Raw genomic sequence first — 19,939 nt, forward strand, 5'->3', positions numbered from 1 at the left:
CGCCCGTGCCGTACCTGCCGGAGGACACCGCCGCGCGCACGCTGCCGCTGGCGTCGGAGGTGGAGGACACCGCGGCCAGGACGCTGCCGCTGCCCCCGGAGGTGGAGGACACGGCCGCGCGCACGTTGCCGCTGCCCCCGGAGGTGGAGGACACCTCCGCGCGCACGCTGCCCCTGGGAGGTTCGGCGTCCGGGATGGGCCGGGCGCAGCCCCGGACGGGCCCTGGCGCGGTGACGCCCGCGGGGCTGGTGGCGCGTCCGCCCGCGCGCCGGCCCACGCGGGAGGGCGCGGTGCTGCGCGCCTACGACGACAAGGACGGCGAGCCCGCGACGCAGATGGCGCTGCCTCGCGAGCTGCCCACGCGCCGCGCGGACGAAGAAGACGACGAGGACCTGGACGAGTCCACCGCCGTCGGGACGATGCCCGGTGCCTATCCGCCCCGTCGGCACCTGGAGCCGGTGCTGGAGCCGGAGACGTTGCAGGACGAGGAGGACGAAGACGCGGACTCCACCGTGCCGCTGCGCGCGCGCCGGCCCCGGGGCGTCGTGCCCGCGCCGGTGCGACGCGGTGGGGCCGCGGATCCCACCGCGCGTCCGTCGCCTCCGGTGGAACGCGGGGACGCGGAGCGCGCGCGCCGGATGTCCTCGCCCGGCGTGGCCATGCCGCGCGGCCCGGTGGACGGCGACCCGTTTTCTCCCTCTCCGCGCCGGACGCCGCCGCACCCGTCGGATGCGCGGGGGGCACCGCCGCCACCTCCGGGCTCGCGCCGGCCGGGCAGTGGTCCGGGTGATGACGGCCGCTCCGAACCGCTGGCCTCGGGACCCCGACGCATGGGCGTGCCTCCAGGCGATGACGGCCGCTCCGAACCGCTGGCCTCGGGACCCCGACGCATGGGCGTGCCTCCAGGCGATGACGGCCGCTCCGAACCGCTGGCCTCGGGACCCCGGCGGATGAACGTGCCCCCGGGGGATGAGGGGCGCGGGGCTCCGGCCCCGGGCGCTCGACGTCCCGGGCCGCAGTCCAGCGACGCGAACCGCTCCGCCCCGCCCGTGAACGCGGGCGCGCGCAACGTCCGTCCTCCGCCGCGTCCGTCCCCCGAGGACGAAGAGCGCTTCAGCACCGACCCGGGCATGTCCGGGGCGAGCCAGACGGATCCGACGCCCAGTCAGTCGGATGATCCGGATGACGACGAGTCCACCGTCGGGTTCCAGGCGCCGCGCCAGCCGTCCCGGAAGGGCTTCCGCGCCGCGGACGTCGAGGACGAAGACGACGAGGAGCAGGGCTTCGACGACGAAGACGGACCGGACACCTTCGACTCCTCCGCATCCCCCCGGAGCGCGCGCACGGTCGTGATGCTGACGGTGGCCGCGATCGTCGTCGTGTTGCTGAGCCTGGGCGCCGCCTGGATCATGGGCGCCTTCGAGCCGGAAGCGCCTCCTCGGCCCACGCCAATGAGGGCGCCAAACACGGAGGCGCCGTCCCGTCCCGGTCCCACCGGCACGGCCCCCATGACACCCCCCCAGGACGTTCCCGCCGAGGCTCCGGCGGCGAAACCCAGCGAATCCGTCCTCGCGAACACCTCCGCGACGCCGGATGCGGCACCCGCGGGGGACGCGAACGCGCTCGCCGTGGCGACCCCTCCGGACCCCCAGGTGGAGCCCGAAACCCCGGTCCCCGCCAGGCCGCCTGCGGCACCCGCCACGGTGGAGGTCCGGTTCGATGCGCCGGCGCGCACCGTGCTTGGCCGGCCGGGGGGCGAAAAGCTGCCCATCAACCAGGTCCTCGCCCTGTCCCCTGGCCTGCTTCGCGTCCAGTATACATGTCCGGGAAAACGGATACTTCCACGCATTGAGACCTACAACATCCGACCTGGAACCGTGGAACTCCAGACGCTGCGGGTCCCATGCCGGAGGCGGCGCTAATCGGGACGGCCACTTGCCCGTATGCGGCATGCGCACCCTGCGGCGGACACGTAGGACCGGGTAAGCTTGAGTGCCCTTAAGTCGTTGGAATTCCTTGGCTTTCCACCAAGCGGGCGCGTTTACACATGTCAGAGGGGTCCGTAGACTCCGGCCCCTCTATGGCTCGCGCGAAGAAGCAGAAGAACATCATCCGACAGAGGACCTACCCCGCGGGGAGGGTGGCCCGGCAGCTTCCGGTCGCCCCTGAGCCGAACCGCCTGGTGAAGGTGTGGCGGCGCGTGTTGGAGCGGCGGCTGCGCACGCGGCTGCGGGGGAAGGTGGCGGTGGAGATCCACGACAACACGCACACGATGCTGACGTTCCAGCGCCAGCGCGCGTTGTGGCGGCTGCGGCTGCACCACATGTTCCTGGCCGCGCCGGACGAAGTGCTCCAGGCGCTCGCCAGCTTCGTGCGCACGGGGGACGCGGACGCGAGCGTGCTCCTGGACAAGTACATCGAGCGCAACCGCATCTTCATCCGCCGGCTGTCCCCGGCGCAGATGCGCAAGCGGCTGCGGCTGTCCCCGGTGGGGCGCTACCACGACCTGGCGCGCATCTACGAGCGGCTCAACGAACGCTACTTCCAGAGTCGCATCGACGCGGCCATCACCTTCGGGCCGGCGCCCCGGGTGAAGGGCCCGCGCAAGAGCATCAAGATGGGCTCATACTCGGCGGACTCGAAGGTCATCCGCATCCACCCGGCGTTGGACCAGCCGCTGGTGCCCCGCTACTTCGTGGAGTGGATCGTCTTCCACGAGATGCTGCACCACGTCTACCGCGCCCGCAGGGGCGAGGACGGCCGGCGCTGCATCCACCCGCCGGAGCTGATGGAGCACGAGAAGCGCTTCCACGACTACCAGCGGGCGGTCGCCTGGGAGCGGGAGAACCTGGACCTGCTGCTGTGCGCCCGCACGGAGCAGGCCTGAAGTCGGGTCCCCTCCCCGGGCGCCGTGTGGGCGTCAGGGGAGGTGGGACCTCGCTGCTTTCGCTCGTGAGCGCGGCCGGGGGTTCGCGGCCCTCCGAGCACCGCGGGCGCGTCAGGGAAGGATGAGGCCCCCCGGGCTGCGCCGCTCGGAGGTGGCCGGGGCAGGGGGCTCGCCCGCTGTCGGAGCCCCGGTGGCTGACTGGGCCTGCGCGCCCGCGGCGGCCAGGACGACGACCTTGGTGAAGAGCGTCTCCGCGAAGCGGGAGTAGGGCTCCTCGACGCCGTGGAAGAGCCTCCGGGCCTCGGCCCGGGCCATGTCCGCCTGCGGGGGCCGGCCGGTGGCCTCGAAGAAGGCCGCCATCCGCCACAGCCGGCGCGCGTAGCGCTGGCGCACCTCCGGGGTGAAGTAGGCCCGCGCCGCGTCCAGGACCTTCTGCCGCACCTGCTCCTGGCGCTGGGGCGCGCTCAACGCCAGCGGGCTTCCGGCCAGCGCCGCCACCTGCTCCATCAACCGCCGCACGTCCGCGTCGGGCGGCATCCACTCGGCGATCTCCGGCGTCGCGTAGTCCATCTGCTGCGGACGCCACTCGGAGGGGAAGGTGGGCGGCACCGCGTCCCGGTAGCGCAGCGGCGAGTGCGGCGTGGTGGCGAAGGTGAAGTTGGGCACCCCTCCGCGCTCGCGCGCCAGCACCGCCGCGCCATGCAGGAACACGGGGAAGCGCACGACGCTGGAGCCCGCGTCGAACACCAGCCCCATCACCTTCGGCCGGTTGCCGGTGACGTCCGCGAGCACGTCCCACTCGCGGGCCTCCTCGGCGAAGTCGCGGAAGCCGCGCCCCATCACGAAGGCCACGAGCAGCGCGCACGCCGCCGCCGCGAGGCACAGGGGCCGCCGCCACCCGACGCGCGTGGCCGGCATGCTCGCCACCAGCAGCGCCGCGGCCAGGTGCGCGTAGCGCGTGTTGAGGTAGTAGACGTACCCCCGGATGTCGAAGGGCAGCAGGAAGTACAGCGCCAGCGCCAGCACCCCCAGCCCCAGCAGCCGCCAGCGCGCCACCGGCCCCTCGCGAAGGGTCCCCGGCCGCAGCAGCCCCAGCCCCCAGCCCACCGCCGCGACGAGGCCGACGGCGTACAGCGCCCACCGGTCCGAACCGTCATGGAACGTGTTGGCGAGCACCTGGAAGAACTCCGCGCGGTTCTGCTCGAAGCCCTTCCACGCCAGGTTCTGCGGCGAGAACGTGGGCCCCCACGCCTTCCACGGCGCCCCGGGCTGGATGTCCGGCGGGTTGCCGAAGCGCAGCACCACCCACGCGAGGAACAGCGTCACGCCGGGCACCACGCCCGCGAGCGCCGCCACGCGCGGCCGCAGCCGGGCCACGAAGCCGCGCGCTGATGCGTCCTCCGGCACGGGCGTGGTGAAGAGCAGCCACGGCAGCCCGAACGCCAGGAACCCGAACGCCTGCACGTGGAAGAGCAGCACCGCCACGAGACACGCGGCCAGCCCCATGGCCTGGCGGATGCGGTGGGGCACGTCCGTCAGCGCCCGCACGAACAGGCCACAGCACAGCAGCGTCAGCGGCAGCGCCGCCAGGTAGTTGATGAAGCCCCAGCCGAAGCTGTCCCCGTACGCCAGCGGCAGCGTGAGCAGCGCGGGCCAGGAGGGCCGGCCCAGGCTGCGCAGGAGGAAGGCCATGCCCAGCGGCAGCCCCACCACGTACGCGGTGAGGAAGACGCGGTTGGCGACCTCCAGCGGGAAGAGCCAGTTGAGCGCGCTGACCAGGTAGTAGTAGCCCAGGTAGGGCGTCAGCTCATGCCGCGCGGCGAACAGCGCCGGGTACAGCGTCGTCGGGTCCTCCAGCCGGTGCAGCACGGAGATGAGGTACAGGTGCTGCGGCAGGTCCACCATGGGCAGGACGCGCGACACCCAGAGGGGCAGCGCGCCCAGGACGAGCGCAGCGGCGAAGGCGATGCGGGCGGTTCGGTTCGTCACGGGCAGGAGGGCGCGGACTGTACGCGCGCGCGCCCACACCGGGCGAGCGCACCGTGGGCCCCATGCGCTCTGTCGATGGGTAGGCAAAGGTACGTGCCCATGTCTTGGCAGGGGGGATGCCCTGCGGTATAGGCCGGGCTCCAGGGGCCCGCCGTGCCCCGCCTGAGGAGAGCGACATGGCACGCAGCGCGACGTGGATGACCGCCGGATTGCTGCTGGGCGGCCTGTGGCTGGTGCCGGTGCCCGCCCATGCGTGCGAAGCCCACGCGAAGGCGAAGGCGGCCTCGAAGGAAGCGGCGAAGACGCCCGCGCCTTCCCAGTCCGCCGAGGCGAAGCCGGAGGAGGCCCCGCGTCCCCTGGAGGAGCTGGATCGGATGCTGACCGCGAAGTGCTCCTGCGGCAGCAAGGCGGATTGCACCTGCAAGCGCGGCAAGTGCGAGTGCTCCAAGTGCTCGGGCCGCCACGCCCCCGGTCAGGTGATGGACGCGCTGCGCGGCCGTCCCGCGACGCAGCAGCTGCAGGAGGCGCGCAACGACGCCTCCGCCGGCGTCTTCATCTGAGGTCCGCTGCCGCGGGCGTCACCGCCCGGCCCTTCAGACGGCCGGGGTGGAGGCGCGCGTGCGCGGCGCGGGAGCCCCGCCCTCGGACACGAGCACGGGCCAGCCGCGCGCCATCGCCTCGCGGAAGAACGTGGCCAGCTCGTGCCGGCTGCTGTTCACCGCGCCCTGGAACGGGTCGATGAGGGCTTCCTCGCCCAGGCTCTGCTGCGAGCTCAGCTCCACCGGGGTGCCGCAGCGTTCGCAGCGGATGGACACCTGGCGCACCAGCGCCACGGGGACCGCGTAGCGGGCGTTGCACTGGCCGCACTTCCACACCAGGGCGCGCTCGCCGGCTTCCCGTCGGGCCAACTGCTCCAGCTCGTCCGCCAGACGCAGGAGCGCCGGCAGGTCCTGGGGCGGCTGGGCGAAGACGGCGCTGGGGCCAAAGCCCTTGCCCGGCGAGCCCAGGGCCGGCGGCCGGTCTCCCTGGAGCAGGGCGCGCATGCGGTCGCGGGCGCGCAGGTCGCGGAACTCGGCGCCGGCGAGGGCGCGCTCCACGGCCTCGTGGACCGGAGGCAGCTCCGGCTCCAGGCGCTCGTCGTCCGGCAGGGTGTTGGGAAAGTCCACCAGCCGGTGGGCGGGAAGTGCGAGGAATCGGAAGGCCACGTCTCTTCCATGGCACTTGGGCCCGCCGTCCGCAAGGCGCGAGTTTTCAAACCTGGGACGCGGGCGACAGTCCCTGTTCAAGACTTCAGGCAGACCACTCCAGCATCCGCTTGAGGGGCGCCAGCGCCGCGCCCTGGAGGTCCGCGGGCAGCACCAGCTCCGGCGTGCGGTCCTTCATGCACCGGTAGAGCTTCTCCAGCGTGTTGAGCCGCATGTACGGGCACTCGTTGCACGCGCACCCGTTGTCCGGCGGCGCCGGGATGTACGTCTTGTGCGGCGCGCTCTTCTTCATCTGGTGGAGGATGCCGGCCTCCGTCACCACGATGAACTTCGACTTCGGGCTCTTCACCACGTAGTCCAGGATGGCCTTCGTGGAGCCGATGAAGTCCGCGTGACGCAGCACCTGCTGCTCGCACTCCGGATGGGCCACCACCTCCGCGTCCGGATGCTCGACCTTCAGGCCCACGAGCTTCTTCTCGCTGAAGATCTCATGGACGATGCAGCTGCCCGGCCACAGCACCATGTCGCGCCCCGTCTGCTTCATCACGTGGCGGCCCAGGTGCTGGTCCGGCGCGAAGAGGATGGGGCGGTCCTTGGGAATCTGGTTCACGATGCGGACCGCGTTGGACGACGTGCAGATGACGTCGCTCATCGCCTTCACCGCGGCGGAGCTGTTCACGTACGACACCACGAACGCACCGGGGTGCTTCTCCTTGAACGCCTTGAAGGCCGCGGGAGGACACCGGTCCGACAAGGAACAGCCGGCCTTCAAATCCGGCAGCAGCACCTGTCGGCTCGGATTCAGGATTTTCGCGGTTTCCGCCATGAAGTGCACGCCGCAGAAGACGATGACGTCGGCGTCCGTCTTCTCCGCCGCCTGCGCCAGCGCCAGGCTGTCGCCGACGAAGTCGGCCACGTCCTGCACTTCGCTCTCCTGGTAGTAGTGCGCCAGGATGACCGCGTTCATGGAGCGCTTCAGCGCCCGGATCTCGGCCTCGTAGTCCACCGTCACGCCCATCGTGGTTCTCCTCGCCGGGCCTTCTGTAACCGCCTCTTGCCCCGGCGGCCAGCACGCTCCAAACCGCCCCGCGCGTGCTTCCTACCTGGCAGGGGGTCTGGGATGACTTCGCGCCTTTAACCTATTCCGAAAAGTCTCTTACCCTCGCGTACATCACCTAATCCATAGGAGCAGGTAAAGTACGCAGCGGTTTGCTGGCGGCTCACCGGGAAGACGTCACAGCGCGGGCTCGCTGGCAGCGGACATCCACCAGGCTCGGACACTCAAGAGATGCGACTGGCGGGAACGGGGCCGGGTCAAGGCCCCGCGTCAACAGGAATGGCGCCTTGCGCGGGCGCCGGTGTGGCCCTTGCGCGTCGGGAAAAATCCATGAGCGTGCCCACTCACGAAGTCCTCATCGTCCACCCCAACGAAGCCCGTCGCAGCGCGCTGGTGGCGGCCCTGGGGGCACACCGGGTGGAAGCGGTGGGCTCCCAGGTGGAGGCCACCCGGCGGATGGAAGCGTCGGTGCCCACGCTGATCATCGCGCCCGCGGACAACGCCCGGCGCTTCCTGCGCCACGTGGACCGCGCCGCGCCGGAGGCCGTCTGCGTGTTCGTCTGCTCCCGGTCGGATCAACTGGGGCTGGAGGAACTGGTGGAGACCGCCGCGGAAGGGCACGTCTTCAGCACCGTGGACGACGCGCTCTCCGAAGGGGAGCTGGGCCTGCGCCTGCGCGACATCCTCCAGTTGCGAGCCTCCACGCGCGTGTCGCTGGACGCGGGCATGCGGGTGGACTTCCTGCTGCGCGACCAGCCCTTCGTCGCGGAATGTCAGGACCTGGGCAACTTCGGCGCGGCCCTGCGCATTCCCATGGATGTGTCGATGGCGGCCTTCCTCCCGGGCACGGTGCTGGACGCGCTGTCCATGGTGCGCGACGGCCGGCCTGTCCTTCACGTGGGCCGCGCCTACGTGCGCCACGCCACGCCGGTCCACCAGGAAGGCAGATCGTTCCTGCGCGTGGGCATCTCCTGGCGGCCCGCCCCGGAAGTGCCCTGCGCCGCGCCGCCGCGCACGCTGCGCGACCCGGTGACGGTGCTGGCCGCGCTGCGCAAGGCGCTCCGGCGCGAGCTGCCCCTGTGGCTGCATCCGCCGGACAGCCAGGCGGCGCACTTCCGGATGGAGTCCGCCACGGTGGATCCGGTGGACGAGCGCGGCATCCTGCGCGGCGTCGTGGCCCCGGGACTGCCGGCCAGCGTGGGTGAAGTCGTCCACCTGTGCTTCGAGATGGGCGGCCAGCACTACTCGGGCGTCACCAGCATGCTCCACGTCGCGCACGACGGCGTGTCGCTGGGCCTGCCCCGCTCGCTGTCGGTGGAGAACCGGCGCGGCCAGCAGCGCTTCCGGCCCGCGGTGGACCACCGCTTCCTCGTGCGCTTCACGTCTCCCTTCGGCGGCCAGCGCATCACCCGCGCGGTGTTGGACCTGGGCGGCCAGGGGTTCGCCTTCCCCATCGACGCGTCGTGCGAGGTGCTGCCCGCGGGCTCGCACCTGGACGCGGCGCTGCTCCTGCCGGATGGCTCGGAGGTGGCGTGTCAGGTGGAGGTGCGCTCGGTGGACGTCGTCCCGTTCGAGGCCCGGCATGATCAACGCCTGCGGCCCTACCGCTGCGGGGTGCGCATCCTGGACATGCCGACCGCGGTGCGGGACGCGGTGGTGGACGCGTTCGTGTCCGCCCGTTCGCCCCAGGTGAAGGACGGGACGGTGTTCCGCTTCCCCGACCTCTGGCGGATGATGCAGGACGCCCGCTACACCTTCCATCCGGATCACCCCTTCGGGGAGGAGCCCCGCGTCCTGCCCGCCCTGGAAGAGCTGCACGAACGGCTGGGCCGCGCGCGCGACCTGGGGCGCTCGCTCGTCTACACCGACGGGCTGCGGCCGCTGGGACACGTGAACGGGCTGCGGATGCACTCGGGCACGTGGCTGGTGCAGCACCTGGCCGTGCTGCCGGGCTTCCGTCGCAGCGAGCAGGTCTCCAGCGAGCTGACGTCGCTCGCGGTGGAGGTCGGCGAGGCGATGGAGGACGTGGAGTTCATCCGCTACATGTGGCGCACCGACAACCGCTGGCCCCACCGGCTGGGGACGTGGCTGGCCCGCGTGCTGGAGGGCCAGGGGCTGTGCCACCTGCGCCAGTTCCACTACCTGCGCGCGGACCTGGACGCGCTGCCCCCCGAAGGCCCGGGCAAGGGCCCGCTGCCCGCCGTGCGCGAGGCGGGCCCCGCGGACCGCAGGTGGCTGGAGACGTACTTCCGGGCCCAGGGCGAGATGGTGCGCCTGCTCAGCGAGGACCTGCTGGCGGACCTGGAGGCCGAACAGGAACTGGGCGAGCGCTTCCGGGCGGCGGGGCTGCACCGGCAGCGGCGGATGTTCGTGGTGGACGGGGAGACAAGGCCGCTCGCGGTGGCGCTCCAGGAGGAGGCCACCCCGGGCCTGAGCCTCATCGAGGTCTCCAACAGCTTCAACCTCGTGGTGCCGGACCGGGCGCACCCGGACACGCGCCAGGCGGTGGCGGCGCTCGCGGCGCGGTGCCTCCAGCATGCGCGCGAGCGCGGCCGGCCCTCGGCGCTGGGGCTGATAGACGTGGCGGACGTGCCGGTGCTGCTGGAGGCGGGCTTCGTGGACCAGGGCCGCTTCTCCGAGTGGACCTTCCACCGCTCCATGGTGCGCCGCTGGTGCGAGGCCTGGCGCTCGCTCTTCGAGCGGCAGGCCCCCACGCGCCGCGCGGCCCGCGAGGCCCGTGCCGAGGCGCGCGCCGCCATCTCCCAGGAACAGGACCAGGAGGCGCGGTGATGTACCTGATGGAGTCCGAGGACGAGTCCCGGCGCCTCCTGGAGCAGGAGCAGTCCCAGGACACGCGCGGCGTGCTGCGCCTCACCGGCCTCAAGGCCGGGGACCGGGCCCTGGACGCGGGGTGTGGCCCCGGGGGCATCGCGGAGCTGATGGCGGAGCGGGTGGGGGAGGGTGGCCACGTCACCGGGGTGGACGTGCACGAGGGCCGCATCGCCGAGGCCCAGGCGCGCAACCGGCACCGCCCCCAGCTGACCTTCCTCCAGGCGGACGTGCGCGCCACGGGCCTGCCAGAGAACGCCTTCGACTACGTGTGGAGCCAGTACGTCTTCGAGTACCTTCCCGACCGGCAGGTGGCGCTCGCGGAGCTCATCCGCGTGACGCGGCCAGGGGGACGGGTGGTGGTGTCCGACATCGATGGACTGGGCTTCCAGAACTGGCCCTTCCCGGAGCACCTGCGTCAGGGCACGCAGCGCATCGTGGAGGCGCTGGAGGCGCGCGGGTTCGACCTGTACGTGGGCCGCAAGATGTTCTCCGACTTCCGCCGCGCGGGCCTCAAGGACGTGCGCGTGCACCTGGTGCCCTTCTACATGGCCCCGGGCGCGGCGGAGACCCGGCTCCTGCGGGACTGGGAGACGCGCTTCGAGGCCCTGGCCCCCGTGGCGGTCCCCGCCTTCGGGAGCCCCGAGGCCTACCGGGCGCACTGTGAGGGCTTCCTCTCGATGCTGGCGGATCCGGAGGGCCTCAAATATGCGGTCACGCTGGTGACCGAAGGAACCAAGACGTGAGTGGTCGGCTGCCGGCGGTGAAGGTGCAGGACGTGTCGCCGGACAACGCCCCGGAGGTGAGCGTCCGCGCGACGTCCACGCTCCTGCTCTACTTCGAGCACCGCTACGGCGCCGAGCGCCTGGCGAAGCTGTGGCGCGACCACGGCTTCAGCCTGGGGCTGGACTACATGCGCACGCCGACGAACTACGTCTCGCTGCGCTTCCTGGAGCGCGTGGCGGTGGCGCTGCGCGAGGCCTCCGGCGACTCGAAGTTCATGCGCGAGGCGGGCCTGTTCACCGCGTCCCCCCAGGCGCTGGGCTTCGTCTTCTACATGCTGCGCGCGTTCGGCTCGCCCCGCGCCTGCTACAAGCAGACCATCGACTTCTCCCCCAGCTACAACCGGGTGGGCGGGTTCACGGTGGACCTGCTGGAGCACAAGCGGCTCAAGCTGTCGTACCGCAGCAGCATCCCGGAGCAGAACCGCAACATCTGCGAGCTGCGCATGGGCCAGTTCGCGTCCTTCCCCACCATCTGGGGCCTGACGCCCGCGGACGTGCGGGAGACGGAGTGCCAGGTGCTGGGCGGCGAGGCGTGCCGCTACCACCTGACGTGGACCGACCCTCCCACGATGTGGGGCCACTACCTGGGCCTGCTGCTGGGCATGGTGAGCGGGCTGCTGGCCACGCACCTGGGCTGGGGGGACGCGCTCTTCTCCGTGACGTCGCTGGGCGTGGGCGGCTTCGCGCTGGGCGGCTGGTTGGACCGGCGCCGGGAGCTGCAGCGCAAGGACGAGCTGCTCTCCGCCCAGGCGCAGGCGAACCTGGGCTCGCTGCGCGAATTGCAGCAGCGCTACGACGAGGTGTTCGGCAGCAACGTGGCGCTGGAGGACCGCGTCGCGGCGCGCACGCGCGAATTGTCGGAGGCCAACGAGAAGCTGGAGGCGGCGCTGATCAAACAGCGCGAGCAGGACCGGCTGAAGACGGAGTTCTTCGACAACGTGAGCCACGAGCTCAGGACGCCGCTCACGCTCATCCTGCTGTCGCTGGACGCGCTCCAGAAGGAGCCGGAGTCGCTGCCCACGGTGGTGCGTCAGCACCTGACGACGCTGGACCGCAGCACGCAGCGGCTGCTCAGGCTCATCGACAACCTGCTCAACCTGGCGCAGCTGGAGGCGGGCAAGGTGCGCCTGCGCTACCAGACGGTGGAGCTGCACGCCTTCCTCACGTCGCAGTTGTTGCCCTTCCGCACCGTGGCGGAGAAGCAGGGGCTGACGCTCACGCTGGAGGGCGGGCCGCTGACGCCGGTGGCCATGGACGTGGAGCGCATCGAGGGTGTGTTCCACAACCTCGTCTCCAACGCGCTCAAGTTCACCCCGGCCGGGGGCAGCATCGCGGTGCGCCTGCGCGAGGACGCCACCGACGTGCACGTGGAGGTGGTGGACACGGGGGTGGGCATGGCCGCCGCGGACCTGGCCGTCATCTTCGACCGCTTCGCCCAGGCGGACACGTCCGGCACGCGGCGCTTCGGGGGCAGCGGCATCGGCCTGGCGCTGGTGAAGGAGACGCTGGAGCTGCACTCGGGTGGCATCGAGGTGTCGAGCACGCCGGGGCAGGGCTCCAGCTTCCGCGTGCGCCTGCCCAAGTCCAACACCGTCGTGCGCGAGGAGACGCGCGAGCGCCGGGTGCTGGAGCCATCCAACCGCCGCGAGCGGCGCAGCTCCGGGCGCTTCGCCACCGTGCTGGCCGCGACCGTCGCCGGGGCGCAGCGCCCCACGGAGCCGCAGGACCACACGCGCGCGGACGCGAAGGCGCCCCGCATCCTGGTGGTGGAGGACGACGCGGAGATCCGCGCCTTCATCGCGGACATCCTCGCGCCCAGCTACCGGGTGCTGGAGGCCGCCAACGGCGAGGAGGGCGTGCGCCGCGCCATGGAGGACCGTCCGGACCTGGTGGTGTCGGACGTGATGATGCCGGTGCTCTCCGGCCTGAATCTGCTGGTGCAGCTGCGCGCCCACGCGCAGACGGTGGACCTGCCCGTCATCCTGCTCACCGCGCGCCAGGAGGTCTCCGCCAAGGTGGAGGCCCTGGGCGCGGGCGCCAACGACTACCTGGGCAAGCCCTTCAGCCCCAGGGAGCTGCTGGCGCGCGTGGAGACGCAGTTGCGCCTGCGCGAGGCGGCGGTGCGCGCGGCGGAGAACGAGCGGCTGGCGGCCATCGGCCTGCTTACGTCCGGCTTCGCGCACGAGGTCCGCAACCCGCTCAACGGGCTGATGAACGCGCTGATGCCGCTCAAGGACGTGCTCCTGGGCAGGGACACCAGCGGCGACCCGGACCTGGGCCCCGCGATGCTGGAGGTGATGGAGGAGTGCGGTCAGCGGATCCGCCACCTGGCGGAGTCGCTGCTGTCCTTCGTGCGCACGGCGGACAAGCCCGTGGCGGTGCGGTTGGATCAGGCGCTCGACTCCACGCTCAGCGTGCTGGGCTGGCGCATCCCCGCGGGCGTCGTGGTGGAGCGCGCGTACCACTGCTCGGACCCCATCTGGGGCGACCCGGGCACCCTCAACCAGGTGTGGCTCAACCTGCTGGACAACGCCCTGCGCGCGGTGGGGGAGACGGGCCGCGTGCTGGTGGAGACGACGCAGGAGAACGACGACGCGGTGGTGACCATCGTGGACAGCGGCGTGGGCATCCGCCCGGAGGACCTGGAGCGCCTGTTCCAGCCCTTCTTCTCCACCCGCGCCGCCGGAGAGGGCACGGGCCTGGGGCTGGCCCTGAGCCGACGCATCGTGTTGCAGCACGGCGGCCGCATCCACATCACGAGCCAGGTGGGGCAGGGCACGCGGGTGGAAGTGCGGCTGCCCATGCGCCCGCTGATGTCGGAACCCCTCTCGTCCACCGCGACGGGCGGTGCGGGTCGGGGGCGGTGGACGCGTCGGCTCGGCTGACCGGAGGGGTTGTTCCCTGAAAGCGTGACTCCCGCGTGACTCTGGTAGAGTCGCGCGTCTTTCATTTCACCCCCTCCCAAGTCAGTACGAGGAACTCACGGCATGCAAAGCACCGTCGCCGCGGGCGAGGCCCGCAAGGGGCATCCCCCGGGCCTCTACCTGTTGTTCGCCACCGAGATGTGGGAGCGCATGTCCTATTACGGCATGCGCGGCCTGTTGGTGCTCTTCCTCACCGACAAGGTGCGGGGCGGCTTCGGCTGGTCCACGGCGGATGCGCTGAGCCTCTACGGCACGTACACGGGCCTCGTGTACCTGACGCCCATCGTGGGCGGCTACATCGCGGACCGCTTCATCGGCCAGCGCAAGGCGGTGTTGCTGGGCGGTGTGCTGATGATCATCGGGCACCTGCTGCTGGCGCTCCCAGGGACAGGCATCTTCTACACGGGCCTGGGCTTCCTCATCGTGGGCAACGGCTTCTTCAAGCCGAACATCTCCACCATGGTGGGCGGGCTGTACCCGGCGGGCGACGGCCGGCGCGACGGTGCCTTCACCATCTTCTACATGGGCATCAACCTGGGCGCGGTGCTGGGCAACTTCATCTGCGGCACGCTGGGTGAGCGCGTGGGCTGGCACTGGGGCTTCGGCTCCGCCGGCGTGGGCATGACCCTGGGCGTCATCATCTTCCTGGCCCTCCAGAACCGGTTCCTGGGCAATGTGGGGCTCGCGCCCGCGCCCCGGCCTCCTCCTTCGGTGACGACGACGACGGATGGCAAGAAGCACGCCTTCTCCCGCGAGGAGTGGGATCGCATCATCGTCATCTTCATCATCGCGCTGTTCGTGGTGGCCTTCTGGACGGGCTTCGAGCAGGCCGGCGGCCTGATGAACCTCTACACGGACCAGAAGGTGGACCGGTCCATGTTCGGCTGGGAGGTGCCCACGACGTGGTTCCAGAACTTCAACTCCGTCTTCATCGTCGCGCTGGCGCCGGTGTTCGCGATGCTGTGGAGCGGGCTGGCGGCGCGCGGCAAGGACCTGAGCATCCCGGTGAAGATGAGCATGGGCCTCATCTTCCTGGCGGTGGGCTTCGCCTTCATGCTGGGCGCCTCCAAGGAGAGCGCGGCGGACGGCAAGGCGGCGGCGTGGTGGGTCATCATGGCGTACCTGTTCCACACCATGGGCGAGCTGTGCCTGTCGCCGGTGGGCCTCTCCATGGTGAGCAAGGTGGCGCCCACGCGCGTCGTCTCCGCGATGATGGGCGTGTGGTTCCTGGCCAACGCCGTGGCGAACAAGCTGTCCGGTGTGCTGGGCGGCTACTCGGAGAAGATGGGTGAGTTCAGCGTGTTCCTCACCATCGTCGTCGGCGCGGGCCTGTCGGGCGTCATCCTGCTGGTCCTCGCCCCGGTGCTGAAGCGGATGATGCACGGCACGGATGAAGTGACGCCCGTGCCGGCCGCCACGCAGCAGGGCGGCGCGGCGCACGCGGCCACCTGAGGCCTTCCGGGCCCCGGGCCTGGAGTGCTTGAAGACCGACGCCGGAGCGCTGTCACAGCGCTCCGGCGTTCTTCGTTTCAGGAGCGCAGCATCCTCCGCCGCGCTACGCCGGCTTCGCCTCCACCGCGGGCGTGCGGCCATCCAGCGGGGCCTTGGCGTCCGTCTGGAAGTAGTCGTGCACGACGAAGCGGCGCGCCACCAGCGCCATGCCCACCGCGGCCACCAGCGCCATGCCCGCGTAGAAGAAGAACTGCCCCGCGCCGGTGAAGACGTTGAGCGCCGCGGCGATGGCCACCGCCACGTTCGCGAGCGTGTTCGTCACCAGCCACACGCTCTGCACGGTGCCCTTCATCTCCCGGGGCGCCTGCGTGTACGCGAACTCCAGGCCCGTGGTGGACACCAGAATCTCTCCCACCGTCAGCACGATGTACGGCAGGAGCTGCCACGCGATGTTCAGCGTCGTCCCACCATTCATCACCACCTGGAAGAAGCCGGCGATGACGAACGACACCGCGCCGAACACCAGCCCCATGGGCATGCGCCGCAGCGGCGTCAATTCCCAGCCCAGGCGCTGGAAGGCCGGGTACACGACGACCGTGAGGAACGGGATGAGAATCATCACCAGCAGCGGGTTGATGAACTGCATCTGGCTGGGCTGGAACACGACGCCGCCCACGTGCGGATCCATCGAGCGCGCCTGCACCACCCAGGTGGACGCCTTCTGGTCGAACAGCATCCAGAAGAAGGGGATGAAGGGCAGCATCAGCCCGGCCACCCGGAACACCGCCTTCACGCCGTCCACCGCCTCCGCCGGGTGCGCCGCCTTCGCCCGGTCCAACCAGTGCTGCCCCTTGGGGGCGTCCGCCTTGAACGCGCTGAACACCACCTTGAGGAACGAGTGCGGGTTGGGGCCCGTGGGCGGCACCAGGATGTAGTGCTTGCGGCCGGCCCAGAAGATGACCGTCGCCAGGAACATCAGGATGCCCGGCACGCCGAACGCCACCGCCGGCCCGAACTTCGTCATCAACAGCGGCACGAACAGCGACGCGAAGAACGAACCGAAGTTGATGGTCCAGTAGAAGATGGCGAAGACCTTCTTCACCAGGTGGCTGTTGCTCTGCGTGAACTGGTCGCCCACCATCGCGGAGACGCACGGCTTGATGCCGCCGCTGCCCACCGCGATGAGCGTCAGGCCCGTGTAGAAGCCCGTGGCGTTGTCCTCGAAGAGCGCCAGGCACGCGTGCCCCGCGCAGTACACCAGGCTCAGCGCGAAGATGGTCTGGAACTTCCCGAAGAAGCGATCCGCCAGGTACCCACCGATGAGCGGGAAGAAGAACACCCCCGCCATGAACAGGTGGAACAGGCCCTTCGCCTGCGCCTCCCGTGCCCCCGCCTCCGGCACGTGCGTGCGCAGCAGGTAGTCGATGAAGAACACCGTCAGGATGTTCCGCATCCCGTAGAAGCTGAAGCGCTCGCAGGCCTCGTTCCCGATGATGTACGGGATCTGCGGCGGGAAGCGGTTGGACGGGGCGGTCGTGGTTTCGGCCATGGGGCGCCACCCTACTAGAGGGGGACGCCCCAGGGCAGCATCACGCCGCGTCCACGCGCTTGCCCACCCGGGCCCGGCGCGCCTTGCCCAGCACGTGCTTCAGGTAGCGGCCGGTGTGGCTGGCCTCCACCCGGGCGACCTCCTCCGGCGTGCCCACCGCGAGGATCTGCCCTCCGCCCGCGCCACCCTCCGGCCCCAGGTCGATGAGCCAGTCCGCGCTCTTGATGACATCCAGGTTGTGCTCGATGACGAGCACCGAGTTGCCCGCCTCCACCAGCCGGTTGAGCACGGACAAGAGCTTGCGGATGTCCTCGAAGTGCAGGCCCGTGGTGGGCTCGTCCAGGATGTAGAGCGTGCGGCCGGTCGCCACGCGCGCCAGCTCGCGCGCGAGCTTGATGCGCTGCGCCTCGCCGCCGGACAGGGTGGGGGAGGGCTGGCCCAACCGCAGGTAGCCCAGGCCCACGTCGGTGAGCGTCTGGAGCACGCGCAGGATGTCCTTGTGCGCGCCGAAGTGCTCCACACCCTCGCGCACGCTCATGTCCAGCGTCTCCGCGATGTTCTTGCCCTTGTAGCGCACGCGCAGCGTCGCTTCGTTGAAGCGCTTGCCGGCGCACACCTCGCACGGCACGTACACGTCCGCCAGGAAGTGCATCTCCACCAGCTTCACGCCGTCGCCCTCGCACGCCTCGCAGCGGCCGCCCTTGATGTTGAAGCTGAAGCGGCCCGGGCCGTAGCCGAACGTGCGCGCCTCCGGCGTCATCGCGAACACCTCGCGGATGGCGTCGAACACCTTGGTGTACGTGGCCGGGTTGCTGCGCGGCGTGCGGCCAATGGGCCGCTGGTCGATGTCGATGACCTTGTCCAGGTGCTCCAGGCCCTTGATGGACTTGTGCTTGCCCATCCGCTCGCGGCTCTCATAGAGGGCCCGAGCCAGCGCCGGGTACAGGATTTCGTTGATGAGCGTGGACTTGCCCGCGCCGGACACGCCCGTCACCGCGGTGAAGATGCCCAGCGGGATGTCCGCGTCCACGTTCTTCAGGTTGTTCTCCGTCGCTCCCACGATGGAGATCTGATGCTTGGGATTGGGCGGCCGGCGCGACTCCGGAATCTCGATCTCCTTGCGCCCGGACAGGTACGCGCCGGTGAGGCTGTTCTCATCCGCCATCACCTGCTTGGGCGTGCCCTGCGACACCACCTGTCCGCCCAGCTCGCCCGCGCCCGGCCCGAAGTCCACCAGGTAGTCGGACTCCTCCATCGTCTCCTCGTCGTGCTCCACGACGATGACGGAGTTGCCCAGGTCGCGCAGCCGCTTGAGCGTGGCCAGCAGCTTGCCGTTGTCGCGCTGGTGCAGGCCGATGGAGGGCTCGTCCAGGATGTAGATGACGCCCGTCAGCTCGCTGCCCATCTGCGACGCCAGCCGGATGCGCTGGCTCTCACCGCCGGACAGCGTGGACGCGGTGCGGTCCAACGTGAGGTAGCCCAGGCCCACGTCCACCAGGAACGACAGGCGGCTGCGGATCTCCTTGAGCAGCTCCTGGGCGATCTTCTCCTCCTGCTTGGACAGGTCCAGCTTCGTCAGGAACGAGCGCGTGTCGGTGATGGTCAGCTGGCTCAGGTCCACCAGCGTGCGCTCGTGCACCTTCACCGCGCGGCTCTCCGGGCGCAGACGTTCGCCCTTGCAGGACGGGCAGGGCTTGTCGCTGAAGTACTTCTGGAGCTCCGCCTTGCGCGCCTCCGACGTCGTCGTCTTGAAGTTGCGCATCGTGCGCGCGAGCAGGCCTTCCCACTCCATCTGGTACTGGCCGTTGTCGCCCCACTCCACGGTGAAGGACTTGCCCTTGACGCCGTTCATCAGGGCGTCCTTCTCCCGCTTGGTGAGCTTCGCGTACGGCACGTCCAGGTCGATCTTGAACGCCGCCGCCAGGCTCTCCACGAAGTCCGCCGTCCAGCCCTCGCCCCGGTTCATGCCGCTGGCCCACGGCTCGATGGCGCCGTCGCGGATGCTGCGCGTCTGGTCCGGCACCAGCAGGTCCGCGTCCATCTCCGGCCGGGTGCCCAGGCCGTTGCAGTCCGTGCACATGCCCAGCGGGTTGTTGAAGGAGAACGACGCGGGCGTGAGGTCGCCAAAGGACAGGCCGCACGCGGGGCACGCGTTCAGTTCGCTCATCACGCGGTCGGACGCGGGCGTGCCCTTCTCGTCGGTGATGATGAGCGTGCCCTTGCCCTCGCGCAGCGCCGTCTCCACGGAGTCGGTGAGGCGCGTGCGCAGGTCCGGCTTCAAGACCAGCCGGTCGATGACGAGCGCGATGTCGTGCTTGGACTTCTTGTCCAATTCGATGCGCTCCTCCAGCTCCCGCAGCTTCCCGTCCACGCGCGCGCGGGAGAAGCCGCGCTTCTGCGCCTCCGTGAGCAGGTCTTTGTGTTCGCCCTTGCGGTTGGTGACGATGGGCGCCAGCACCTGGAGCTTGGTGCCCGCGGGCAGCTTCATGATCTCATCCACGATCTGCTGAGCGCTCTGCTTGCCCACCTTGCGCCCGCATTGGGGGCAGTGCTGCACGCCGATGGAGGCGTAGAGCACGCGCAGGTAGTCGTGCACCTCCGTGACGGTGCCCACCGTGGAGCGCGGGTTGTTGCTGGCCGCCTTCTGCTCGATGGAGATGGTGGGCGACAGGCCGCGCAGCGTGTCGTAGCGGGGCTTCTCCATCTGCCCCAGGAACTGACGCGCGTAGGAGGACAGGCTCTCCACGTAGCGGCGCTGGCCCTCCGCGTAGAGCGTGTCGAACGCGAGCGAGCTCTTGCCGGAGCCAGACACGCCGGTGAACACCACGAGCTTCTTCTTCGGGATGTCCAGGGAGACGGTCTTGAGGTTGTGCTCCCTGGCACCGCGGATGGAGATGACGTCGGGCTCGGACATGGGGCGCGCTTTATCACTGAAAGGGTGTTCCGGTGAACGCAAAGCCGCCCTACCGGAGGGATTCTGCGTGAACACCTGGCGCCGCCTCCCGCATCCCCCGGGCCGCCTGGCCACCGCGCGGCCGTCTCCCAGCCATCACCCGCCCCGCGAAAAGGCCGACTGCCCCTCGGGGTGAGAGGTCGGTGAGGCATCCACCGTTTTGGAAGCTTTTGCTACCGCTTCCACGAAACGTCGAATTCCAAGTTTTGCTGCTCTGACTGTCTGCCCTTGTCATGGCGCTGGTTTGCCCTGTCGGCGGTGCGACTTGGACCCGTGCGGAAGGCAGGCACCCGCGTTGCATCTTTCCAA

11 protein-coding genes and 1 pseudogene are annotated in these 19,939 nt (G+C 70.5%); 7 read left to right on the forward strand and 5 right to left on the reverse strand.

Annotated features, from left to right (window positions below; all coding sequences use genetic code 11):
• Window positions 1-1,922 (forward strand): annotated as a pseudogene (locus D7X74_RS43035) (hypothetical protein); the annotation flags it as partial.
• A gap of 158 nt (window positions 1,923-2,080) precedes the next feature.
• Complete coding sequence (locus D7X74_RS18130; RefSeq protein ID WP_233596047.1) at window positions 2,081-2,887, forward strand: hypothetical protein; 807 nt, start codon at window positions 2,081-2,083, stop codon at window positions 2,885-2,887.
• 111 nt (window positions 2,888-2,998) lie between these two features.
• Here the strand turns inward: D7X74_RS18130 and D7X74_RS18135 are convergent, their stop codons facing one another.
• A complete protein-coding gene (locus D7X74_RS18135; RefSeq protein ID WP_120534221.1) occupies window positions 2,999-4,876 on the reverse strand; it encodes a hypothetical protein in 1,878 nt (625 codons plus the stop codon).
• 176 nt (window positions 4,877-5,052) lie between these two features.
• Between D7X74_RS18135 and D7X74_RS18140 the strand changes: the two genes are divergently transcribed.
• Entirely contained in the window at window positions 5,053-5,436 is a 384-nt protein-coding gene (locus tag D7X74_RS18140; RefSeq protein ID WP_120534222.1) for a metallothionein, read from the forward strand.
• A gap of 33 nt (window positions 5,437-5,469) precedes the next feature.
• Here D7X74_RS18140 and D7X74_RS18145 read toward each other — a convergent pair whose 3' ends face one another.
• On the reverse strand, window positions 5,470-6,081 hold the full coding sequence (locus D7X74_RS18145) for a hypothetical protein (protein ID WP_120534223.1): 612 nt from the start codon (window positions 6,079-6,081) through the stop codon (window positions 5,470-5,472).
• 85 nt (window positions 6,082-6,166) lie between these two features.
• Entirely contained in the window at window positions 6,167-7,099 is a 933-nt protein-coding gene (gene nadA, locus D7X74_RS18150) for a quinolinate synthase NadA (RefSeq protein ID WP_120534224.1), read from the reverse strand.
• A gap of 369 nt (window positions 7,100-7,468) precedes the next feature.
• Between nadA and D7X74_RS18155 the strand changes: the two genes are divergently transcribed.
• The 4 genes from D7X74_RS18155 to D7X74_RS18170 all read left to right on the forward strand — a co-directional run bounded on the left by D7X74_RS18155 (window position 7,469) and on the right by D7X74_RS18170 (window position 15,128).
• The gene (locus D7X74_RS18155; protein WP_199732839.1) at window positions 7,469-9,928 is read left to right on the forward strand and encodes a PilZ domain-containing protein; all 2,460 of its coding nucleotides are present in this window, start codon (window positions 7,469-7,471) and stop codon (window positions 9,926-9,928) included.
• Window positions 9,928-10,713: a methyltransferase domain-containing protein gene (locus tag D7X74_RS18160; RefSeq protein WP_199732840.1), complete on the forward strand. Its 786-nt coding sequence runs from the start codon at window positions 9,928-9,930 to the stop codon at window positions 10,711-10,713. Before D7X74_RS18155 ends, D7X74_RS18160 begins: the two co-directional genes overlap by 1 nt.
• Window positions 10,710-13,637, forward strand: a complete 2,928-nt coding sequence (locus D7X74_RS18165; RefSeq protein ID WP_120534225.1) for an ATP-binding protein — start codon at window positions 10,710-10,712, stop codon at window positions 13,635-13,637. Before D7X74_RS18160 ends, D7X74_RS18165 begins: the two co-directional genes overlap by 4 nt.
• Before the next feature lie 102 nt (window positions 13,638-13,739).
• Window positions 13,740-15,128 (forward strand): peptide MFS transporter, encoded by a 1,389-nt coding sequence (locus D7X74_RS18170; RefSeq protein WP_120534226.1) that lies wholly within the window; start codon window positions 13,740-13,742, stop codon window positions 15,126-15,128.
• A gap of 103 nt (window positions 15,129-15,231) precedes the next feature.
• Here D7X74_RS18170 and D7X74_RS18175 read toward each other — a convergent pair whose 3' ends face one another.
• Together D7X74_RS18175 and uvrA are read right to left on the reverse strand one after the other, a co-directional pair.
• Window positions 15,232-16,677 (reverse strand): POT family MFS transporter, encoded by a 1,446-nt coding sequence (locus tag D7X74_RS18175; RefSeq protein WP_120534227.1) that lies wholly within the window; start codon window positions 16,675-16,677, stop codon window positions 15,232-15,234.
• 40 nt (window positions 16,678-16,717) lie between these two features.
• On the reverse strand, window positions 16,718-19,591 hold the full coding sequence (gene uvrA, locus D7X74_RS18180) for an excinuclease ABC subunit UvrA (protein ID WP_120534228.1): 2,874 nt from the start codon (window positions 19,589-19,591) through the stop codon (window positions 16,718-16,720).
• Window positions 19,592-19,939: the final 348 nt, after the last annotated feature.

The organism is Corallococcus sp. CA047B (assembly GCF_003612065.1).
Classification (GTDB): Bacteria; Myxococcota; Myxococcia; order Myxococcales; family Myxococcaceae; genus Corallococcus; species Corallococcus praedator.

Bases quoted from the DNA above. Each gene is read 5' to 3' on its own strand.
- D7X74_RS18160 (WP_199732840.1), top strand. From the start codon at position 9,928: ATGTACCTGATGGAGTCCGAGGACGAGTCCCGGCGCCTCCTGGAGCAG.
- D7X74_RS18155 (WP_199732839.1), top strand. From the start codon at position 7,469: ATGAGCGTGCCCACTCACGAAGTCCTCATCGTCCACCCCAACGAAGCC.
- D7X74_RS18140 (WP_120534222.1), top strand. From the start codon at position 5,053: ATGGCACGCAGCGCGACGTGGATGACCGCCGGATTGCTGCTGGGCGGC.
- D7X74_RS18175 (WP_120534227.1), bottom strand. From the start codon at position 16,677: ATGGCCGAAACCACGACCGCCCCGTCCAACCGCTTCCCGCCGCAGATC.
- nadA (WP_120534224.1), bottom strand. From the start codon at position 7,099: ATGGGCGTGACGGTGGACTACGAGGCCGAGATCCGGGCGCTGAAGCGC.
- D7X74_RS18170 (WP_120534226.1), top strand. From the start codon at position 13,740: ATGCAAAGCACCGTCGCCGCGGGCGAGGCCCGCAAGGGGCATCCCCCG.
- D7X74_RS18130 (WP_233596047.1), top strand. From the start codon at position 2,081: ATGGCTCGCGCGAAGAAGCAGAAGAACATCATCCGACAGAGGACCTAC.
- uvrA (WP_120534228.1), bottom strand. From the start codon at position 19,591: ATGTCCGAGCCCGACGTCATCTCCATCCGCGGTGCCAGGGAGCACAAC.